General features: G+C 33.9%; 15 protein-coding genes. 6 read left to right on the top strand and 9 right to left on the bottom strand.

All coding sequences use genetic code 11. The annotated features are described in order from the left end of the window. Positions 1-54: 54 nt before the first annotated feature. Entirely contained in the window at positions 55-930 is an 876-nt protein-coding gene (locus DR871_RS10165) for an SdiA-regulated domain-containing protein (protein WP_113666192.1), read from the top strand. Here the strand turns inward: DR871_RS10165 and DR871_RS10160 are convergent. Next, positions 913-4647, bottom strand: a complete 3735-nt coding sequence (locus tag DR871_RS10160) for a metallophosphoesterase (RefSeq protein WP_113666191.1) — start codon at positions 4645-4647, stop codon at positions 913-915. The two genes, DR871_RS10165 and DR871_RS10160, sit on opposite strands and share 18 nt — an antisense overlap. A 25-nt stretch (positions 4648-4672) precedes the next feature. Between DR871_RS10160 and DR871_RS10155 the strand changes: the two genes are divergently transcribed. Continuing rightward, the gene (locus DR871_RS10155; RefSeq protein ID WP_113666190.1) at positions 4673-5851 is read left to right on the top strand and encodes a Pycsar system effector family protein; all 1179 of its coding nucleotides are present in this window, start codon (positions 4673-4675) and stop codon (positions 5849-5851) included. A gap of 2 nt (positions 5852-5853) precedes the next feature. Here DR871_RS10155 and DR871_RS10150 read toward each other — a convergent pair whose 3' ends face one another. The 8 genes from DR871_RS10150 to DR871_RS10115 all read right to left on the bottom strand — a co-directional run bounded on the left by DR871_RS10150 (position 5854) and on the right by DR871_RS10115 (position 13017). After that, on the bottom strand, positions 5854-8217 hold the full coding sequence (locus tag DR871_RS10150; RefSeq protein ID WP_113666189.1) for a GAF domain-containing protein: 2364 nt from the start codon (positions 8215-8217) through the stop codon (positions 5854-5856). Positions 8218-8389: 172 nt separating this feature from the next. Next, entirely contained in the window at positions 8390-9448 is a 1059-nt protein-coding gene (locus DR871_RS10145; RefSeq protein WP_113666188.1) for a nucleoid-associated protein, read from the bottom strand. Positions 9449-9660: 212 nt separating this feature from the next. After that, positions 9661-10200: an IS1096 element passenger TnpR family protein gene (locus tag DR871_RS10140; protein ID WP_113666187.1), complete on the bottom strand. Its 540-nt coding sequence runs from the start codon at positions 10198-10200 to the stop codon at positions 9661-9663. 189 nt (positions 10201-10389) lie between these two features. Next, a complete protein-coding gene (locus DR871_RS10135; RefSeq protein ID WP_113666186.1) occupies positions 10390-11001 on the bottom strand; it encodes an HPP family protein in 612 nt (203 codons plus the stop codon). 53 nt (positions 11002-11054) lie between these two features. Then, positions 11055-11444, bottom strand: a complete 390-nt coding sequence (gloA2, locus tag DR871_RS10130) for an SMU1112c/YaeR family gloxylase I-like metalloprotein (RefSeq protein WP_113666185.1) — start codon at positions 11442-11444, stop codon at positions 11055-11057. A gap of 48 nt (positions 11445-11492) precedes the next feature. Continuing rightward, complete coding sequence (locus DR871_RS10125; protein WP_113666184.1) at positions 11493-11888, bottom strand: hypothetical protein; 396 nt, start codon at positions 11886-11888, stop codon at positions 11493-11495. A gap of 71 nt (positions 11889-11959) precedes the next feature. Continuing rightward, positions 11960-12517: a sugar O-acetyltransferase gene (locus DR871_RS10120; protein WP_113666183.1), complete on the bottom strand. Its 558-nt coding sequence runs from the start codon at positions 12515-12517 to the stop codon at positions 11960-11962. Between the two features lie 41 nt (positions 12518-12558). Beyond that, complete coding sequence (locus DR871_RS10115; protein WP_113666182.1) at positions 12559-13017, bottom strand: YciI family protein; 459 nt, start codon at positions 13015-13017, stop codon at positions 12559-12561. A 179-nt stretch (positions 13018-13196) separates the two neighbouring features. Here DR871_RS10115 and DR871_RS10110 point away from each other — a divergent pair, with 179 nt between their 5' ends. From DR871_RS10110 to DR871_RS10095, 4 genes are all read left to right on the top strand, one after another. Further along, positions 13197-15401, top strand: a complete 2205-nt coding sequence (locus DR871_RS10110) for a TonB-dependent receptor (protein WP_113666181.1) — start codon at positions 13197-13199, stop codon at positions 15399-15401. Positions 15402-15585: 184 nt separating this feature from the next. After that, positions 15586-16206: a hypothetical protein gene (locus DR871_RS10105; protein WP_113666180.1), complete on the top strand. Its 621-nt coding sequence runs from the start codon at positions 15586-15588 to the stop codon at positions 16204-16206. A gap of 64 nt (positions 16207-16270) precedes the next feature. After that, positions 16271-17605, top strand: a complete 1335-nt coding sequence (locus tag DR871_RS10100; RefSeq protein ID WP_113666179.1) for a histidine kinase — start codon at positions 16271-16273, stop codon at positions 17603-17605. Between the two features lie 44 nt (positions 17606-17649). Next, positions 17650-17955: a 2TM domain-containing protein gene (locus tag DR871_RS10095; protein ID WP_113666178.1), complete on the top strand. Its 306-nt coding sequence runs from the start codon at positions 17650-17652 to the stop codon at positions 17953-17955. The last annotated feature ends 34 nt before the right edge of the window (positions 17956-17989 follow it).

The following is a 17989-nucleotide window of genomic DNA, read 5'->3' as shown; positions in this document are numbered from 1 at the left end:
TATTTAGTAATCATTTCAGTATCAAAATTTACTATTAATTATCGTTTTCACACCATGAAAAAATATTGCTCTTTTGTCGTTGTTTTTACTCTGTTTGCTTGTCAGCAAGAATCGAAATCCTTGACAACTCTCTATGCGTTGCCAAATAAATTAAAAGAAGTTTCAGGAATAATATACAGTCCTGAAACGGATTTACTTTGGACTTTGGAAGACCGCGGGAATGCCAATGCCATTTATGGATTAGATTCCAATGGCAAAATGGAGAGAACTATTACCATCGAAAATACAGAGAATATCGATTGGGAGGATATTACAAAAGACGCTGAAGGAAACTTATATATTGGTGATTTTGGTAATAATGATAATGAAAGACAGGATTTAAGCATTTATAAAATCGATAAAAATGCTTTAACTTCTAAAGGTACAAATCCGGTTTACAAAGTCTCTTTTGCCTATCCGGAACAAAAAGATTTTCCTCCTAAAAAATCTGAAATGTTTTATGATGTAGAAGGTTTTTTTGAGTTTAAAAATAATTTCTATCTCTTTACTAAAAACCGAAGCAAAGGATTTGATGGAACCGCCTTTTTGTATAAAATTCCAAATACACCCGGTTTTCAGCAAGCGGTTTTAGTGGGGGAATTCAAAACATGTGACGCGTATAATTCTTGTGCTATTACAAGTGCAACGATTAGCCCTGACGAGACTAAAGTTGCAGTTCTAACTCATGATAAACTCTTTTTATTTGAAAATTTTCAAGGGGATAATTTTCTAAAGGGCACAAAAACAATATTAGAATTAAATCATTTTTCCCAAAAAGAAGCGGCCTGCTTCGCCGATAATGATCGCTTGTTCATTGCCGATGAGAGAACTAAAAGTCTGGGAGGAAATGTTTATGATGTTTCCATAAAAATGTTAAAATCCAAATCCTAACCCAAAAGCTATTCGCGCTTCTTCACCTGCACTTTTAAAATAAGTTAGACGTGCCGTCAATGCATTCAGACCGTTAAGCCACAATCCACCGCCAAAAGATTGGTGCCATTTCTCTGAATTTTCGCCTTTTAACCAAACTCTCCCGTAATCAAAACCTCCTAAAACTCCGAAAGACATCGGGATAATACTTCTTTTTATTTTGCCTAAATTCCAGCGTATATCACTACTTTGATAAAAAGATTGGTTTCCTAAAAAACGTTCGTTTCTAAATCCTCTCAAATCGTAGTCACCACCTAAATTCGCACCTTGGAAAAAATCAAAATTATCATTCAATACCATTTTTCCCCTCAGGATGGTGGCCAAAACTAATTTTCCGTTAGCATCAATTTTATGGTTAAAATTAAGTTTACTTTCTATGGCAGGGAAATTTCGTTTGGTGTCGTCCAAATTCATTTTCCATGTCCCAGCAATAGAAAATCCCATTCCCATGGTTGGAAAGGAGGGAACATCATAATTTTCATAACTGTATTTTAAGGTTGCTCCGGCAAATTGTTGGTCATCAAAAACAGCGGGACTTATATCTCCCGAAATGTCAACAAATCGGTTCATGGTTTCTTCTACAGTGATTCTTTCAAAACTGGTTTGAAACTGGATGGAACTGCCGTATTTGCCTACTCTTTTTATGGAAGGCATCACTTTCAACATTTTGATTCGAACGCGATTGAAATCCATTCCAAAAGTATCATCCTCATTCACCGTCTCATTTCCGTAACCAAAATAATTGATGGTGAAATTTGGACTGGTAAATCGACTTTCAAAATTTAAATCCCACTTACCAAATAATTTTGGAAAATTAGCATTGTAAATCAGTTCATACCCTTTTGTGGCAAAGAAATAATTGGCTTTCAAGCTGTGTTTCTGAGTGTATGGATTTTGTTTAAAATCGTTGACAAGGTAACCACTGACAATTCCTAATTTGATACCGTCATCAGGATTAAAGCCAATATTTGGAAGTGCTGAAAAGAAATTATATTTTGGTTTTTTATAATCGTACAAACTCGTTTCATAGTCATCAGATAACAAAATTGTACTTTTAGAATCGAGATTATACGTATTGTCTTTTGATTTAAAATCATGAATTTTTATTTTTTTTCCGTTTTCTACGGTATAAGAATCTTCGTTTTGTCCTCCAATTAATCGAATTTTTATTCCCGAGTTTGATGCACCATTTACTTCAAAAATATCATCATCATCTAACCCATAAATCCATATTTTCTTTGTTTTTTTAGCGGTGAAATTTTTAGTGTACTGTAATTCGTCTGTCCCATTTTTCACACGATACACTTGTATTTCAAGCTTATTTTTTTCTTTGTTCTGAATGATGAATTTATCTTTTTTATCTGTTCCAACAATTAAAACGGTGTGTTGTAATACTGAATAATATATTGAAGCAGATTGATGCAATTCATTTCTTCTCAGTTTGAGTTTATGCTTTATGTCTTTGATTGTCTCGTCTTGAACTTCATTTGGTAAATTTGTAAAAGCACCATCAATATCCGCATCTGAAAGGTTTTCCTGAATGTATTTTGCTTGTTTGATCCATTCATTTTCATCGGCACTTTTTATAAAGGCAAGATCTAACGGGTATGGTTCACGGTTCATCAATTTGACATTTGACATTTTCTCCTTAAAAGGTTTCATGTGACGCAATGCTACGTTTTTCATTAAAACAAACAGCAAAGCACCATCATACTTTGTAAATGCTTGATCTCGGTCACGCGGAATTGGCTTGTAAATAATTTTATTTCCTTCCTGATATTCGCCCCAGCGCCATTGATCTTCATGTCTATCCCAATCTCCTATGAGCATGTCAAACAATCTTGCTCTGATGTAGGCACTTTCATCAACAGAATATTTTTCGTCTTTGTGAAGGTTCTTCATTACATCTTCTGTACTGATAATGGCTAGAGGATCGCCAAAACTTTTTACGTTTATCTGGCTGTCCGTTGGTCGTTCTTCAACAAGGTACAATTCGTCACCAAAATTAGCATTGAAATTTTTCAACGCTTTGTGTTTTGGAATATAATACAGTTTCGGGTTAGTATGCGCCACACCAATTTTTGCAGCTAAATTCCCCACAGCAAAAGGAGTGTAAGGATGCGCGGTTGTATAAAAATCAGATAACAAATCGTCAGCATACGTGTTCTCAAATTCTTCTTGAATAAATTGGTTTTTGAATGCCACTGCTTGCAGGAAACGCGTGGTACTTTTTTTCATGGCACGCATCACATATTCTTTGCCGTTTTTATCTGTGAGTTGTAATGAATTTGACTGATGTCCACCACCGGAACGTTTGGGTTGCAGACCGCCAAAAAGGGTGTCAATAGTAGTTGTCGTTGCTGCTATTGGCAGGCTGTAATATTTTCGGTAATGGTTCCCAAAGAAGAATCTGTAAAATCCTGATTTCTTAGTTTGTTTGTTCGTATAAATGCTTGAAGTAGTCGTTTTTGGAAATGTAGCGGGAAAAATTTGGGTGTTATAATCATCTTTTTCATCCAAGACCAATTGTTCGTAAATAAGTTTTTCTTTGTTATCTTCCTTACCAAAAAAAGAAACTTTTGCAGCTCCATTTTCAAAAACGGCTAACGTTGCGTATCCATTTCGACCATACGAAAAATCATTGGGGAAAATTGCTCTTGCAGCTTCTGATTTAGAACCTGCGCCACTGATAATTTGTTTGATATTGTCTTTTTCAATGTATTGCAAATTGTGGTCATGACCTGAAACCACAATAACATTGTCTTGATTTTGCAATAGTGTTTTTACTCTTTTAATAAAAAGGGTGTATTGTTTGTTTTGAATGTCTTGCGGACTTACACCGGAGGTTTTTCGTAAAAAATTAGCAACAGAACCTAAAACCGGAAGTGGAATTTTTTGTTCCAATGGGAAAAGTTGCTTCTCTACTGAAAATTGTCCTCCATGAGATCCATTACTCATTAATGGATGATGCAAAGCTAAAACGACTGTCTTTTCTTGGTTTTTAATTAGAAGATTTTCAAACTCGACAAAAAAAGCTTCCCGGGTTTTTATTGTGCAATCATCGTTTATAGTGGGACTATTATCCCAATCTTCCAGAAACCATTGGCTGTCAATAGTAATTAAAACTAGATTTTTACTTATTTCTAAATCATCAATACCACAGCTTTTTCTGGGAAGGAATGACTTTTTATCGTTGAGGTATTCGGTTACAAATTTAGCCTGACGTTCTAATCCTTTTATGCCGCTATACCAATCATGATTTCCGGGAATGAAAATAGTTTGGCCTTTGAAATTTTTAGATAATTTTAGTTGATTTGTCAGTTTACTTTCGGCAATAATGCGTTCGTTCGTAAGTTCAGTATTAGGCAATCCTTTTGGATAAATATTGTCTCCAAGAAATAAAAGAGTCGTGTTTTCTGTTGCTTTTTTTAATCTATTTTCCAGATCTGCCAGTGTTTGTTTTGCGGTTGTTTCATTGGTATTTCCGGCATCGCCAATTAAATAAAATGTATGCGCAATTTTTGAACTGTCTGTTGCGTTCAGAGTAACTGGCTTTTTGATGTTTTGTCCAAATTGTGCGTGATGCGTTGCACATGATTGTATCATTAATCCCGATAAGAATAATATAAAACCTGCTTTATTAAAAGTAATAAAACAATTATCAGAAAATAATTTCATAATTTAGTAGTATAAAAATATGTCCATGAATCTAGTAGAACAGGCCAAAGACTTTGTTGAAAAATTGTTCAAAGATAAACTTTCTTCCTTATATACGTATCATAATCTAAAGCATACAACTGATGTAGTTTCCGCTGTTAATAAGCTCTCTGATTCTCAAAATATAGTGTCATCTGATAAAGAAATTTTGCTCGTTGCTGCATGGTTTCATGATACAGGATACATCAACGGTTGCTGCAATCATGAAGAAAGTAGCGCTGCAATAGCGACAAACTTCTTAACGGAATACAAACAATCAGCTGATTATATAGCGAAAGTGTCTGATTTAATTCGTTCTACAACGTATGGATATCTACCAAAAACGCCTTCTGAAAAAATAATTAAAGATGCGGATTACTATCATCTTTCCACTAAGGAATATGCAACAAGCTGTAATGCGTTGCGAATTGAATGGGAGAATTTAAACCAAAAAACATATTCTGATGCCGATTGGGTCGCTGAAAACATAGATTTTTTATCGAATAAACATCAATATTATACTAATTTTGCTCTGGAAAATTGGCAAGCATTAAAGGATAAAAATATAAAAAGATTGCAGAAAAAAAGAAACAAAATGGAATTGAATACCAATAAAGAATTAGACAAGGAATTAAAAAAACGCGAAAAGGAGGAAAAGCCTGATCGTGCTATTGATACTTTGTTTCGGGTAACGTTGAACAATCATACCAGTTTAAGCGGTATTGCTGATAGTAAAGCTAACATTTTACTTTCTGTAAATGCTATTATAATTTCTATTGCGCTTTCCACTTTGATCCCAAAATTAGACAGCCCAAGGAATGCGCATCTTATGATTCCTACTTTTATCATGCTGATGTCCAGTGTGATTACTATTGTTTTTGCAATACTTTCAACACGACCAAAAGTGACTAAGGGGATTTTTACGCGTCAAGATATCGAAGACAAAAAAGTGAATTTACTTTTTTTTGGAAATTTTTATAAAATGGATTTGGCAGAATACCAATGGGCTATGAATGAGATGATGAAAGACAAGGAATACTTGTATAATTCAATGATCAAAGATTTGTATTTTTTAGGAGTGGTTCTCGAAAAAAAATACCGTTTGTTACGAATTGCTTATAATTTTTTTATGATCGGAATTGTTTTATCCGTAATTGCTTTTGTAATTGCTTTCAAAATGGTGTAAGCTTAATTTAATTCATCCAACAAATCTTGGTATGAAAAGTTTTTTTGAGTTTCATCGGAATTTTTATTGCTGACTTTTACACGAATGGCTCTAAGTCCTGAAACTCCTTGTAATTCCTCCACTTCAAATTGTTCTACATTAGGTTCCAAAACATTTTTGAATTGTAAAAACTTGATGTAATTCAAATATTCGGTTTCTTCGTTGTTGTGCGAATAAACAATCGTGATTTTTTCTTTTTCGGTAATTCGTTCTTTGGTTCCTTTGATATTGGCTTTGTCAATGCGTTTTTTTACCACTTCATAGCGGGCATTATACGTCCCATCCACATCAAAACGTTTTTCGTCCATTCTGAATCGGATGGAAATTGGCGAACTAAAAACTAAAATCAAAGAAGTTACATCGAGTTCATACGGTAAGGAATATTTCAATTGGTGGTGTTCCAATTCCATTTCACATAAGGTTTGCAACTGCCACAACCTTAAATTATGAAGATACATGGTGTCAAAAGCTTTTGATGGAGCAATCGAAGATCCAATATAAAGATTGTGTTCTACGCCATCCGTTTTGAAACGTTCGTAATAATGAGGATAAATATTTTGTGCTTCGGCTTGTTTTTTATCAAGAATAGACGCTAATTTTTTATTGATAATCGACATGGCATTGTCGAATTTCTTTCTGGAATGGTAAAACATTCCTGATTTTTCATCCAGACTTTCAAAATAATTTTTTTCCAAAATTTCTCCGGCAGAATCCGTTTTAGTATTTCTTAAAATGGGATGGATTTCATTTTCAATATAAAGCTGAATTTGTTGCTCCGTATCTGCTTTCAAAGGCGAATCTAGTTGTTTTAGTAGCGATTGGAGTTCGAACTTTCGTTGTTCCAATAAAACTAAATTCGTCTTTGTTTTTTGATTGTCAAAGATTTGGATAAGCGCATTCAACTGGTTTTTTAAATCCTCTTTCACAGTTTCATTTCGGTGATTTGAAGAACCTTTAATATCAATTTGTCCATACAAAGGATAAACTTCTTTGAAAACAATTTCTTTAAAAATGTAATCTCTGGTCTGCGTTTGAAAATATTTCTGTGCTTCTTTTCGGAATTTCCAATAAACACTCGGGTGAATTGCCGTATATTCTCTTTGGATTATTGCCTCAATTTGGTTTTGCATATCCCTGTTGTATCGTTCCACCGTATCAATCAAATAAGGTAAAATCAAGTCCAATTTGCTGGCATTAATGCTGTTCAGCTCTCTCGGACTGGCTGAAACAAGCTCAACTACTCCTAGAAGCATTCCGTTTTTTATAATGGGCGCAAAAATACAACTGTGAATGTTCTGGTTTAATAAATGACTACCAAATATTTGGTTTCCGGGTTCGTGAGCAAATTTTTCAACATTAGAAATGGATATGGCTTTGTTGTTTTCCAATAAATTTTCAAATGAACAACCCAACAATGCATTTTTGCAGGGTACTTCTTCTTCGGTAGACAGGATAAAACTAGTCAGACTAGTGTCATTCAACGTTGGTTTTACAAATTTATCTTCCTCTGCATTGTATACAATTACGCCAACTCTTAAATCGGCTATTTTAAAAATGGAACGAAAAATAGATTCGAAATTTTCCTGTAATGCTATTTGTTCTCTTTCCGGTTTCAGTAGATTACTTTTTAACTTGGAAATTGAGCTTTCGGTGGTTGCATCAAAGAGAATTGCGATTCCAAAACCTTTTAGAATCCAGCTCTCAACCGGAAATTTCTCTTTCCATAAAGCAAGGTCGTCATAATTATCCATTAACATATCGATGTCGTCTTGCGATAATTTTGGTGCTTTATCAGTGGCAATTATTTCTAAAAAATCAGCATTGTATAAAATACGGTACTGATTCATAATTCCTTTTTTGTTTGGAATATCGTAAAATAAAGGTTTGTTGAAATCAATTTTCTGACCATAAAATTCATTCAAAATCAGCGTGCAGCTCATCACGTAAAATTGATGTTCATCAAAGTCCCGAATCGCCATGTCAAATAATACACCTGCTTCATTTACAATTTTTTTGAAGCGTTCTGTATAATTAAAAGTAAAATTCTGAAATGGAATCGTAACTGCCTTAATTTCATTGTTTGTTAAAGCCGTTGGGAATAAATCAGCCAGTAAATATTGGATTAAAGTTTCGTTTTCGTGAATCAAATCCAAATTTTCTATCCCTGTTATAAATTCAGGAAAAGGCTCAATTTCTTTAAGTAATGCTTTGGCATAATTCGCCCGATAATCTACATTGGTAATCGCAATTTCCTCCAAGGATTCTATGAGCTTATGAAACGAAATCAACGTTTTGAACGGGCTTTCTTTGAAAAAATTAGGCGTCATTTTCTGTTGGCTTTTGGTGTCGTAAATTTACAAATAAACCAAATTTCAATGGTTGGTTTTTACGTTTATTTCTAAAAAAAAATCTCCAACTACTTTCGCAATTGGAGATTGATATATTTTTAATTATCGCTCTTTGAACAGTGACTGATCATTGAACACTAATTACTGCAAACTAACTTTTCTCTTCTTTATTGAAATAAACTAAGTAATAATACATTTGTTTCTCTTCATCCCATCCTTTTTCCACATATTTTTCAGCACTTTCAGGGTTGATGAAATCCATTTTAATTTGGATGTGTGTGTCTAAGTTAATAACGTTTTTGATTGATTTTCTAGCGTCAGAAACTGCTGCATTCGCAATAGGAAAAGATGTTACATCCTCAATGCTGTATTTTTCACCTTTGTCAACTTTGTAGTTTTTAAACTCAGGAATTAAGTCTGGATTGTCTAAAACTTCATTTAGAAAGTTAGTTTCTTCAAACTGATCGTTTTTGGCAAAATAATTTACCGAACGGTTCATAAACATCACTTCTTCTTTCTTGTCTTCGGCTGGAAAAACAACATCTTTAGCAAAGTTCTGACAGAATTTTAAATACTTTTTAGTGATAAAGTTTTCATCCTCAAAAGCATCTACAGATAAGAAATGTTCCAACCAATATCTGGCATCATAGCGGTTACTGTCAACAGTTAGGATTTTGTATCCTTCTTCTTTTTTATAATTAAAGATAATACATCCTTTGTCCAGCTTATTCAAACTGACACCTTGTTGTAAAATCATTTCTAAGTGCGTTGCTTTTTCTTCAAACTGCAAAAAATCCGCTTGTATTTCACTTTTGAAAATTCCTATAGCATCCACCACATTATTATCAATGCTCACGTTCGTTAAATATGTTACGTAAACTTCACCATTCTTGATGTGCGGATGGTTGGACTGCTCAAATAAGTGTGAGGTGATTTTTTTAGAAACGTCATGAATCGTACTTGGATTATCAAAAACTTCCGTTGCAAATTTGAACATATCATTATAGTCCAAATCAATTTCATGGGCAAACTGAAAATAGTTTTCTTCTTTCTCTCTAAAAGGTTTAAAGAAAAATTCTTTCATCAAAGGCACAATCTCATCATTCAGATTAAACGGTTGCTCCGATAAAAAAATGGCTTCGTTTCTACTTTTATTACCCACTCTATGAATGGATAAGTTTTCGATGTGCGTGTTATATAAGTTGATCATATTTTTTTATGGTTTCCTCCCCCCAGCCCCCCCCTCCGAAGGAAGGGGAGATGAGGCGTGATTTTGTATTTATTAAATTTTTTTATAATTGTCTGGAGTAATGCCTAACAAAGAAAGCCATTAAAAAAAATGTCCTTGGGTATCGATACGGAAATTCATTTTATTTTTATGTGGTTAGTCTCCCTCTCCTTTGGAGAGGGTTGGGGAGAGGACTAATTCCAATTCTCCTCAAACCCATAATCTTCAAAACTGTCATCGCCCTCAAACATGTCCAGATCATCTTCGTCTAAGCCATCTTCAAATTCGGCGTTGTAGTCATCGGCATTGTCAGATTCAAAGTTTTTTTCCATTGCTTCATCCGGCATTTCTCCATGAGAAAAAATAGTTTCAGGATATAAATTCCCAACAACTTGATCTTCTACAGCAGCAAGCTCTACAAGGAATGTCCACATATTTATGAAATCATAGACATATAAAATTTTGGTGTTTTGCTTGTCTAAAATATCGGATAATTGGTAATCGCTCATGATTTTTTGCTCGCCTGGAACATCACCGGTATCAAAAAGTGAAATCTCATCTTCTTGATTCCAAGTTTCATCACAAGTATAAAAAGAGGCCACTTCCATTCCGTCAAAGCCGAAGGAATTGAAAATTGCATTGTGCAAATCTTCTAAGGTATCGTCTTCAAGTATTGCAATGTCTCTAAAAACATCTTCTTCCGCGTCTAGAATCACTCTAAATTTATAAACCATAATCTTTGTTTTTATGAAAGGTCAAAGGTAAAATATAATTTTAGATTTAGATTTCACATTTTCGATTTGTTGATAATATTTTTGCGTATGCGTAAACAAGGAATACATCAATATCGAAATATTTTCGAAGAAAAGGAAAAAAGTAAATCTTGTTTTAGAACTAAATATTTACCTCCGAAATTAAAGTTTTTAGTCGTTTGGTTTAATTTTAAAAACACTTGCGACTCTTTTTCGGAACTGATGGTATTTTTTATGAGTTGGATATTGTCTGTTTGATGTCATGTTATTAAAAACCAAAGCTACGGCTAGCAAAATAAGAACACCGGTTAAAACAGGAGAAAATACATACCAGTAGCCTAGATTTTTTATTTCGTTTGAGCCAGTTACCGCTATCAGTGCGGTTGCACCTCCTGGCGGGTGCAATGTTTTAGTCATTTGCATAAAAACAATGGAGAGGGAAACAGCAAGTGGAGCGGTTAACCAAACGATATCCGGGACGAATTTATATACTGTAACGCCTATGATTGCAGAAATTAAGTGCCCTCCAATAAGATTTCTAGGCTGTGCCAATGGACTTTGGATGACACCATAAACCAATACGCTCGATGCTCCAAAGGAACCTATTAAATAAATCACATCAGATTGTGGTAATGTGTGAGATTGTAAAAAAGCGATTAATCCTATGCCTATAAAGGAACCGAGAAAAGCCCAGAAATGTTCTTTGAAATCAACCAAAGTTTCTTTGTATAGTATGTACTTGGTTTTGCGGTAACTCCTTTTTATTTTATATTTAGTATTCATTATGAAAAAAAGAGAGTGATAATTATATTCATTTTATCGTTTTGGAAGAGATTTTATTTTTCATAAAATTCAACCGGTAGGTTATCTGGATCTGCGATAAAGAAGAAGCTTTTTTGAGTAAATTCATCTATACGAATTGCTTCTGCAGTTATATTTTTATTCACTAAATAATCTCGCGTTTTTTGAATGTCATTGACTTCAAAAGCTAAATGGCGCATTCCAGCCGCTTCAGGTGTGGAAGGACGTTTTGGCGGGTTTGGAAATGAGAATAATTCAATCACATATTCTCCGTTAAGTGCCAAATCAAGTTTGTACGATTGTCTTTCCTCACGGTAAATTTCCTGTATTATTGTTAATCCTAAAACGCTCGTGTAGAACGTTTTTGATTTTTGATAATCAGAACAAATAATGGCAATGTGGTGAATTTTATTAAGTTGTAGCATTTGTACTATAATGAAGAAAGCCTAATCGGATGATTAGGCTTTGGGTTTTTATTTTTTTGCATCGGAACAAAGTCCCACAATTTCATGGAAAGTGTCGTGTAAGTCAGTAATTGATTTTACAATTGCGGCATCAGATCCATTAGACTTTACTAATTTGTGAAGCGCTTTGCTTTTAATTTGTAATCGTTCCGCTGAAGCTAAAATAGCATCAGTTCTAAATTCTGTTGGAATATCTGATTTTAATAACATCGCTGCTTTGTTCATCATTTCTTCCGAACGTGCTTTTATTGGAGCCAAATTTCCTTCTTCTGCCGGATGGAAAGTTTGCGACATTACTTCGTGAAATTCTTTTATGGCAGGCCACTTCTCAAAAGTGGATTGTGCCGAAACTGAGTTTGCGACAACGATAAGTGCCAAGACTAGAAATGTTTTAAGATGTTTCATTATGATTTGTTTAAGTTGTTATAACAAAGATAGGAAAATTTATTTTTGAGAAATTGTAATTCCAATATTCATTATTCATTCAATTTCCGAATCACTTTTGCAGGATTTCCTACTGCCAATGAATTGTCAGGAATGTCTTTTGTAACTACAGATCCTGCGCCAATAACACAACCATTTCCAATAGTGATTCCTGGACAAATAACGGAATTTCCGCCAATCCAGCAATCATCGCCAATGGTTATTGGCAATGCATTCTCCAACGTTTTCCTCAGTTCAGCATCCAGCGGATGTGTGGCGGTGTACAATTGAACGCCCGGAGCAAAAAAGACATTGGAACCTATAGTTACTTTGGCACAATCCAAAACGACACAGTTTACATTGAAATAAACATTTTCGCCACAACTGATATTGTAGCCGTAATCGCAAAAAAATGGCGGTTCAATATAAAGATTTACTCCTGCATTAGGAATCAGTTCTTTTAGAATTTCACGTGCTTTTTTGGTTACTCGATACTCGGTAACATTTAATCGATGGAGTAAATTTTTAGATTTTCGTCTGTCTTTTACTAAAACAGGATCGCCTGCCAAATAATATTCTCCAGCAATCATTTTTTCTTTTTCGGTTATCATAGTTTTTTTAATTTATGCAATTCAATTATTTATTTGTGCTTTCAGATTTTAGTTTTGGCTATTTTATCATGAATTTTCAGTGTTTCTTGTAAAGCGGCACTTCCATACCAAAGCGTTAATTCTGCTTCCAGAAGTTTCGATTGTACCGCAGGATCTGTCGCCACAAATGATTTAGCTTCTTCAATACTGCTGGCGTTAAAAATATAAATACCTCTGTAATTTCTTTCGTTTTTTATGAAAGGACCTGCCACAACCAGTTTCCCTTCTTTTGCTAATAGATTAATATTAGCCATGTGTCCCTCAAATAATTTTTTGGTTTCTTCTTTAGTTGCGGTTGTATTGCTTCCTGTTTTTAATAAACAAAAAACATATTGCTTCATTCCGTAATCATCTGCATTCAGCGATTTTGCCAGTTTTTCATCAAATGCTGATTCCGTTTCTTGAGAAAATATAACTGAATTAAAAGAGAATAATAGAAGAAATAAGATTGATTTTTTCATTTTTTCAGAATTTGAATATACACAAATTTAAGGTTTTCATAATAAAATAAAAAATGCATGATTTCAAAATCAAAATGTATTGATTAAAGCAACTCATCCTATAATTTCAACAGTTCAGTACAAACTTTTTCTGGTTGTCATTTTTGCGGTAGATATTTGCTTCATCAAAATTAAACAACATGAAACCAACATTTATTCAACTATCAAATCATTCGAAAAGAAGCCTTAAATCGATTTTCACTTTTGCTATTTTATTATTCAGCCTGACTATTTTTTCACAAAATACAATTTCAGGGAAAGTGGTAGATGAAAAAGGAAAACCTGTCGCTGGCGCTAATGTTTTTATAGAAGGAACTTATGATGGCGCTTCCAGTAATGAAACAGGGAATTTTAGTTTTACGACTACTGTAAAAGGAAATCAAACTTTGGTGGTGAGTTTCCTGATTTATGAAACTTCTAAAACAGTGATTGATGTGGCTAATTTCCAAAATAAAACCATCAAATTACGAGAAAGTGTGACATCGCTTGATGCAGTCGTTATTACGGCCGGAACATTAGAAGCCGGTGACAAAGCCAGAGTTTCTGTTTTGAAACCATTAGATATTGTAACTACAGCTGGTTCTGCGGGGAATATTATTGCGGCTTTGCAAACGTTGCCGGGAACACAAACGGTAGGCGAGGACGGAAGATTATTTGTTCGTGGTGGCGAGGCCAATGAAACGCAAACCTTTGTAGATGGGATTCGGGTAGCGCAACCGTATGGAGCAAGTACAAATAACGTACCTACAAGAGGCCGATTTTCTCCTTTTTTGTTTAGTGGAATGTCTTTTTCTACAGGTGGTTATTCCGCGGAATATGGCGAAGCATTATCTAGTGTGTTGTTATTGAACACCCAAGATGAGCCAGACCAAAATAAAACCGAAATATCATTAATGACCGTTGGTTTAGGAATTGGAAATACTCAAAAATGGAAAAAAAGTTCGTTGAGCGTCAATGCGAATTACTTGAATTTAGCACCGTATCAAGCAGCAATTCCTCAAAACGTGGATTGGAATAGTCCTTTCCAATCGTTGTCAGGAGAAACGGTGTATCGCTATAACTTCAATAATGGGATTTTGAAAGTTTACGCTGCTTTTGACTCTTCAAAATTTGATATTAATCAGGAAAGTATCAATTCAGCGGAGAAAATCAGAGTTAATTTGAATAACAATAATTTCTATTTTAATTCGTCTTACAAAGGCGTTTTTGGGAACAATTGGCAAATTACTTCTGGATTGAGTTATGGTTACAGCAACAACAAAATAAATTTAGATTCAGATAAAGTGGCGAATGATGAAAATGCTGCTCATTTAAAATTAAAATTAAGAAAAAGCTTTTCAGAAAGAGTGAAAATATCCTTTGGAGCGGATTATTTTGTGACCCAATTCAATGAAGATTTCAACGAAAATTCAGGTTCGGTTTTCACCAATGGGTATGATTCGAACATAGCAGCTATTTATACCGAAGCTGATATTTTCTTCTCTAAAAAATGGGCTGCAAAAGTTGGAATAAGGGCTTCAAATAATGATTTGCTTGACGAAACTGCTATTTCACCCCGAATTTCATTTGCGTATAAAATGGCTAAAAACAGTCAGTTTTCATTCGCTTATGGCGATTTTACTCAAACTCCAAATGCCGAATATATCAAGTATTCTAGCAACAATCAGTTTGAAAGTGAAAAGGCATCACATTACATTTTGAATTTTCAATATAATAAAAACGGAAAAACGTTTCGTGCAGAAACCTATTACAAAGACTATCGCGATTTAGTGAAATTCGACACTCAAATGGCAGTTTATAATTCGGTTTATGATAATTCCGGTTCGGGTTATGCGAAAGGTTTGGATTTGTTTTGGAGAGACGGAAAATCAATCAAAAACTTAGAATATTGGGTTTCCTATTCGTACATCGATACGGAGAGAGATTATAAAAATTTCAGTTCTCAAGTGACGCCAAGTTTTGTTGCGGATCACAGTTTGTCAATCGTTACTAAATACTGGATAAATGACTGGAAATCACAGATAGGCTTCACGAATTCATACAGTTCTGGGCGTCCTTACAACAATCCAAATGAAACAAAATTCATGAATGGAAAAACTAAATCGTACAACAGTTTGAGTTTTAATTGGGCGTATTTATTGAGTCAACAAAAGATTTTATACTTCTCAGTTTCTAATGTTTTAGGTTCTCAGAATGTCTTTGGATACGAATATGCTAACAATCCAGACAATACAGGCTTTTACAACAGAAAAGAAATTATTCCTACAGCCGATCGTTTTTTCTTCGTAGGGTTCTTTTGGACCATCAGCAATGATAAAAAAGACAATCAGTTGAGGAATTTGTAAATGACAATTTCAATTTCAATAGCAATGAAAATATTTGAAATTCAAGTCCAATCACAATTCATCCATCAAAATTGACAGTTCAGTATTTTTAAATTTTAAACCAATAGAAACCGAGATACTTTTGAAGTATAAATAACACAACGTTTCAATCATCAAAAAAATAACCATTTAAAACCAAGAAATCATGACAAAAGTTATCACCACAATCGTATTTTTTATCTGTAGTTTAGTATCTGCTCAAGGGCAATTTGAGCAAGGAATGGGAAAAGCGTTCCAGTTATGGGGCGAAGGAAAGAACACCGAAGCTTCGGATTTATTTGAAAGAATTGCTGCTGCAGAAAAAACAAGTTGGTTGCCTAATTATTACGTGGCATTAGTAAATACGACAACTGCTTTCAGAACAAAGGACAAAGATCAAATGAATTTATTACTTTCGAAAGCACAAAAATCATTGGATATAGAAATGGATAAAAATCCAAATAATGCCGAATTATTGGTGATGCAAGCGATGATTCATACCGCTTGGATTGCTTTTGACCCAATGACAAACGGACAAAAATTATCCGGAACGGTGATGGAATTATACGGAAAAGCACAGGCAATTGCTCCAGAAAATCCAAGAGTTGTTTTTGGTAAAGCCGAATTTGAAATTGGTGGTGCGCAATTTTGGGGAACTGATACTAAACCGATGTGTGCCCAAATTGAAAAAGCTATTGGACTTTTTGCTACTTTTAAACCGGAAACACCTTTTTCTCCAAAGTGGGGATTAGATAGAGCTTTAGCAGCACAGAAAAATTGTAAATAGGAGAATTGGAAGAAAAAAGACAGAAACTTTTTCTGAATTGCATCAGAATAAATATCAAAATAAAATGAGCAGAATATACAAAGAACTTCAAAGAGCGATAAAATTGACACTTATTATTTTTGCTGTGATTCAATTAGTCAATGTGATAATGGGAAGTGAAATTTATTTTGGTAAAAGATTGTTAGTAAATTTTTTATTCACAATGATGTATACTTTTTCTTTATACGCTGCAAACATGTTTCTTTTTTGGAAATTAGACTCTTATTTTGAAGATAAATTTTCGGTAAAAAGACTAACGCTGGGATTTATAGGTTCGTTTTTAGTTTCATTATTAGTGATTTTTTTAATGCACGTATTTGAAGTAGTGGTGTATAATAAAAATTCTTTTGATTATTTCTTGGCCAACGAAAAACCTTCAAGTTATTTAGGGTCAATAATCATCACTTTTTTTGTCACATTATCCATTTACACTATTTCATTTTACAAAGCTTATAATGAGAACAAAGTAAAAGAACAGAAAATTATTGCAGGAACAGCTAACGCGAAATTCGAGAGTTTAAAAAATCAAATTGATCCTCATTTCCTTTTTAATAGTTTAAATGTTCTGAGTTCCCTGATTGAAGAAAATCCGGAAAATGCACAACGATTTACGACTTCATTATCCAAGATTTACCGATATGTTTTGGAACAAAAAGATAAAGAATTGGTTTCGGTAGATGAAGAACTGGCTTTCGCCAAAACGTATATGAATTTATTGAAAATGCGTTTTGAAAACAGCTTATTTTATGAATTACCAACAACTACAATTTCGGCTGAAGCCAAAGTCGTACCGCTTTCTTTACAGCTTTTATTGGAAAATACGGTGAAGCATAATGTGGTTAGTGAGCAAAGACCATTGCATATCCGGATTTACGTGGAAGGCGATTATCTGGCCGTTCAAAACGATTATCAAAAGAAAGAAGTTTTGCAGGAGCGTCAAGGTGTTGGTTTGCAAAACATAATCAACAGATATGGAATCATCACGAATAGAAAAGTCCTGATTGCTCAAAATGAACAAACATTTACGGTTAAAATACCTATTCTAACAAAACAAATAACTGTTATGGAAACAACCTTAAACACCAATGAAAATACCGCATATTACAGGGCCAAAAAAAGAGTGGATGAGCTGAAAGGTTTTTACGCAAACTTGATTTCTTACTGTTGTGTTATTCCGTTTTTGATTTATATCAATTTAACTTTTTCACCACATTTTCAATGGTTTTGGTTTTCTGCAGCCGGATGGGGATTTGGATTAACGATGCATGCTTTCAAAGTTTTTGGTTACAGTTCCAATTGGGAAGAGAGAAAAATTCAAGAAATTTTGCGTAAAGATCAGCAGAAACAAACTTGGAAATAGGAATTAAAACATTTTAAACGTAAGAAAAATTTAAATACAAAATCATGGAAAATACTTATCAAAATGAAGATCGCTATTTTCAAGCGAAAAAACAAGTGGAAGAAATTAAAGGCTTCTACGGGAACTTGACAGCCTATATTGTCTTTAATATTGCTTTGCTAATCATAAATTTAGTAACATCTCCGGAGCATTTATGGTTTTTTTGGCCAATGTTAGGATGGGGAATTGGAGTGATTTTTCATGGTATGAAAGTCTTTAACTATATGCCTTTTTTTGGTAAAGATTGGGAAGAACAAAAAATTAAGGAGTTTATGGAAAAAGAAAATAAGAGAAAAGATACTTGGACATAAAATCACAATTTTTCTATTACAATTGAAGTACTTT

The sequence above is a fragment of the Flavobacterium petrolei genome, assembly GCF_003314435.2.
GTDB lineage: Bacteria > Bacteroidota > Bacteroidia > Flavobacteriales > Flavobacteriaceae > Flavobacterium > Flavobacterium petrolei.
Note: the sequence above shows the minus strand (reverse complement) of the source record. Positions and strands in the feature narration are given on the sequence as shown.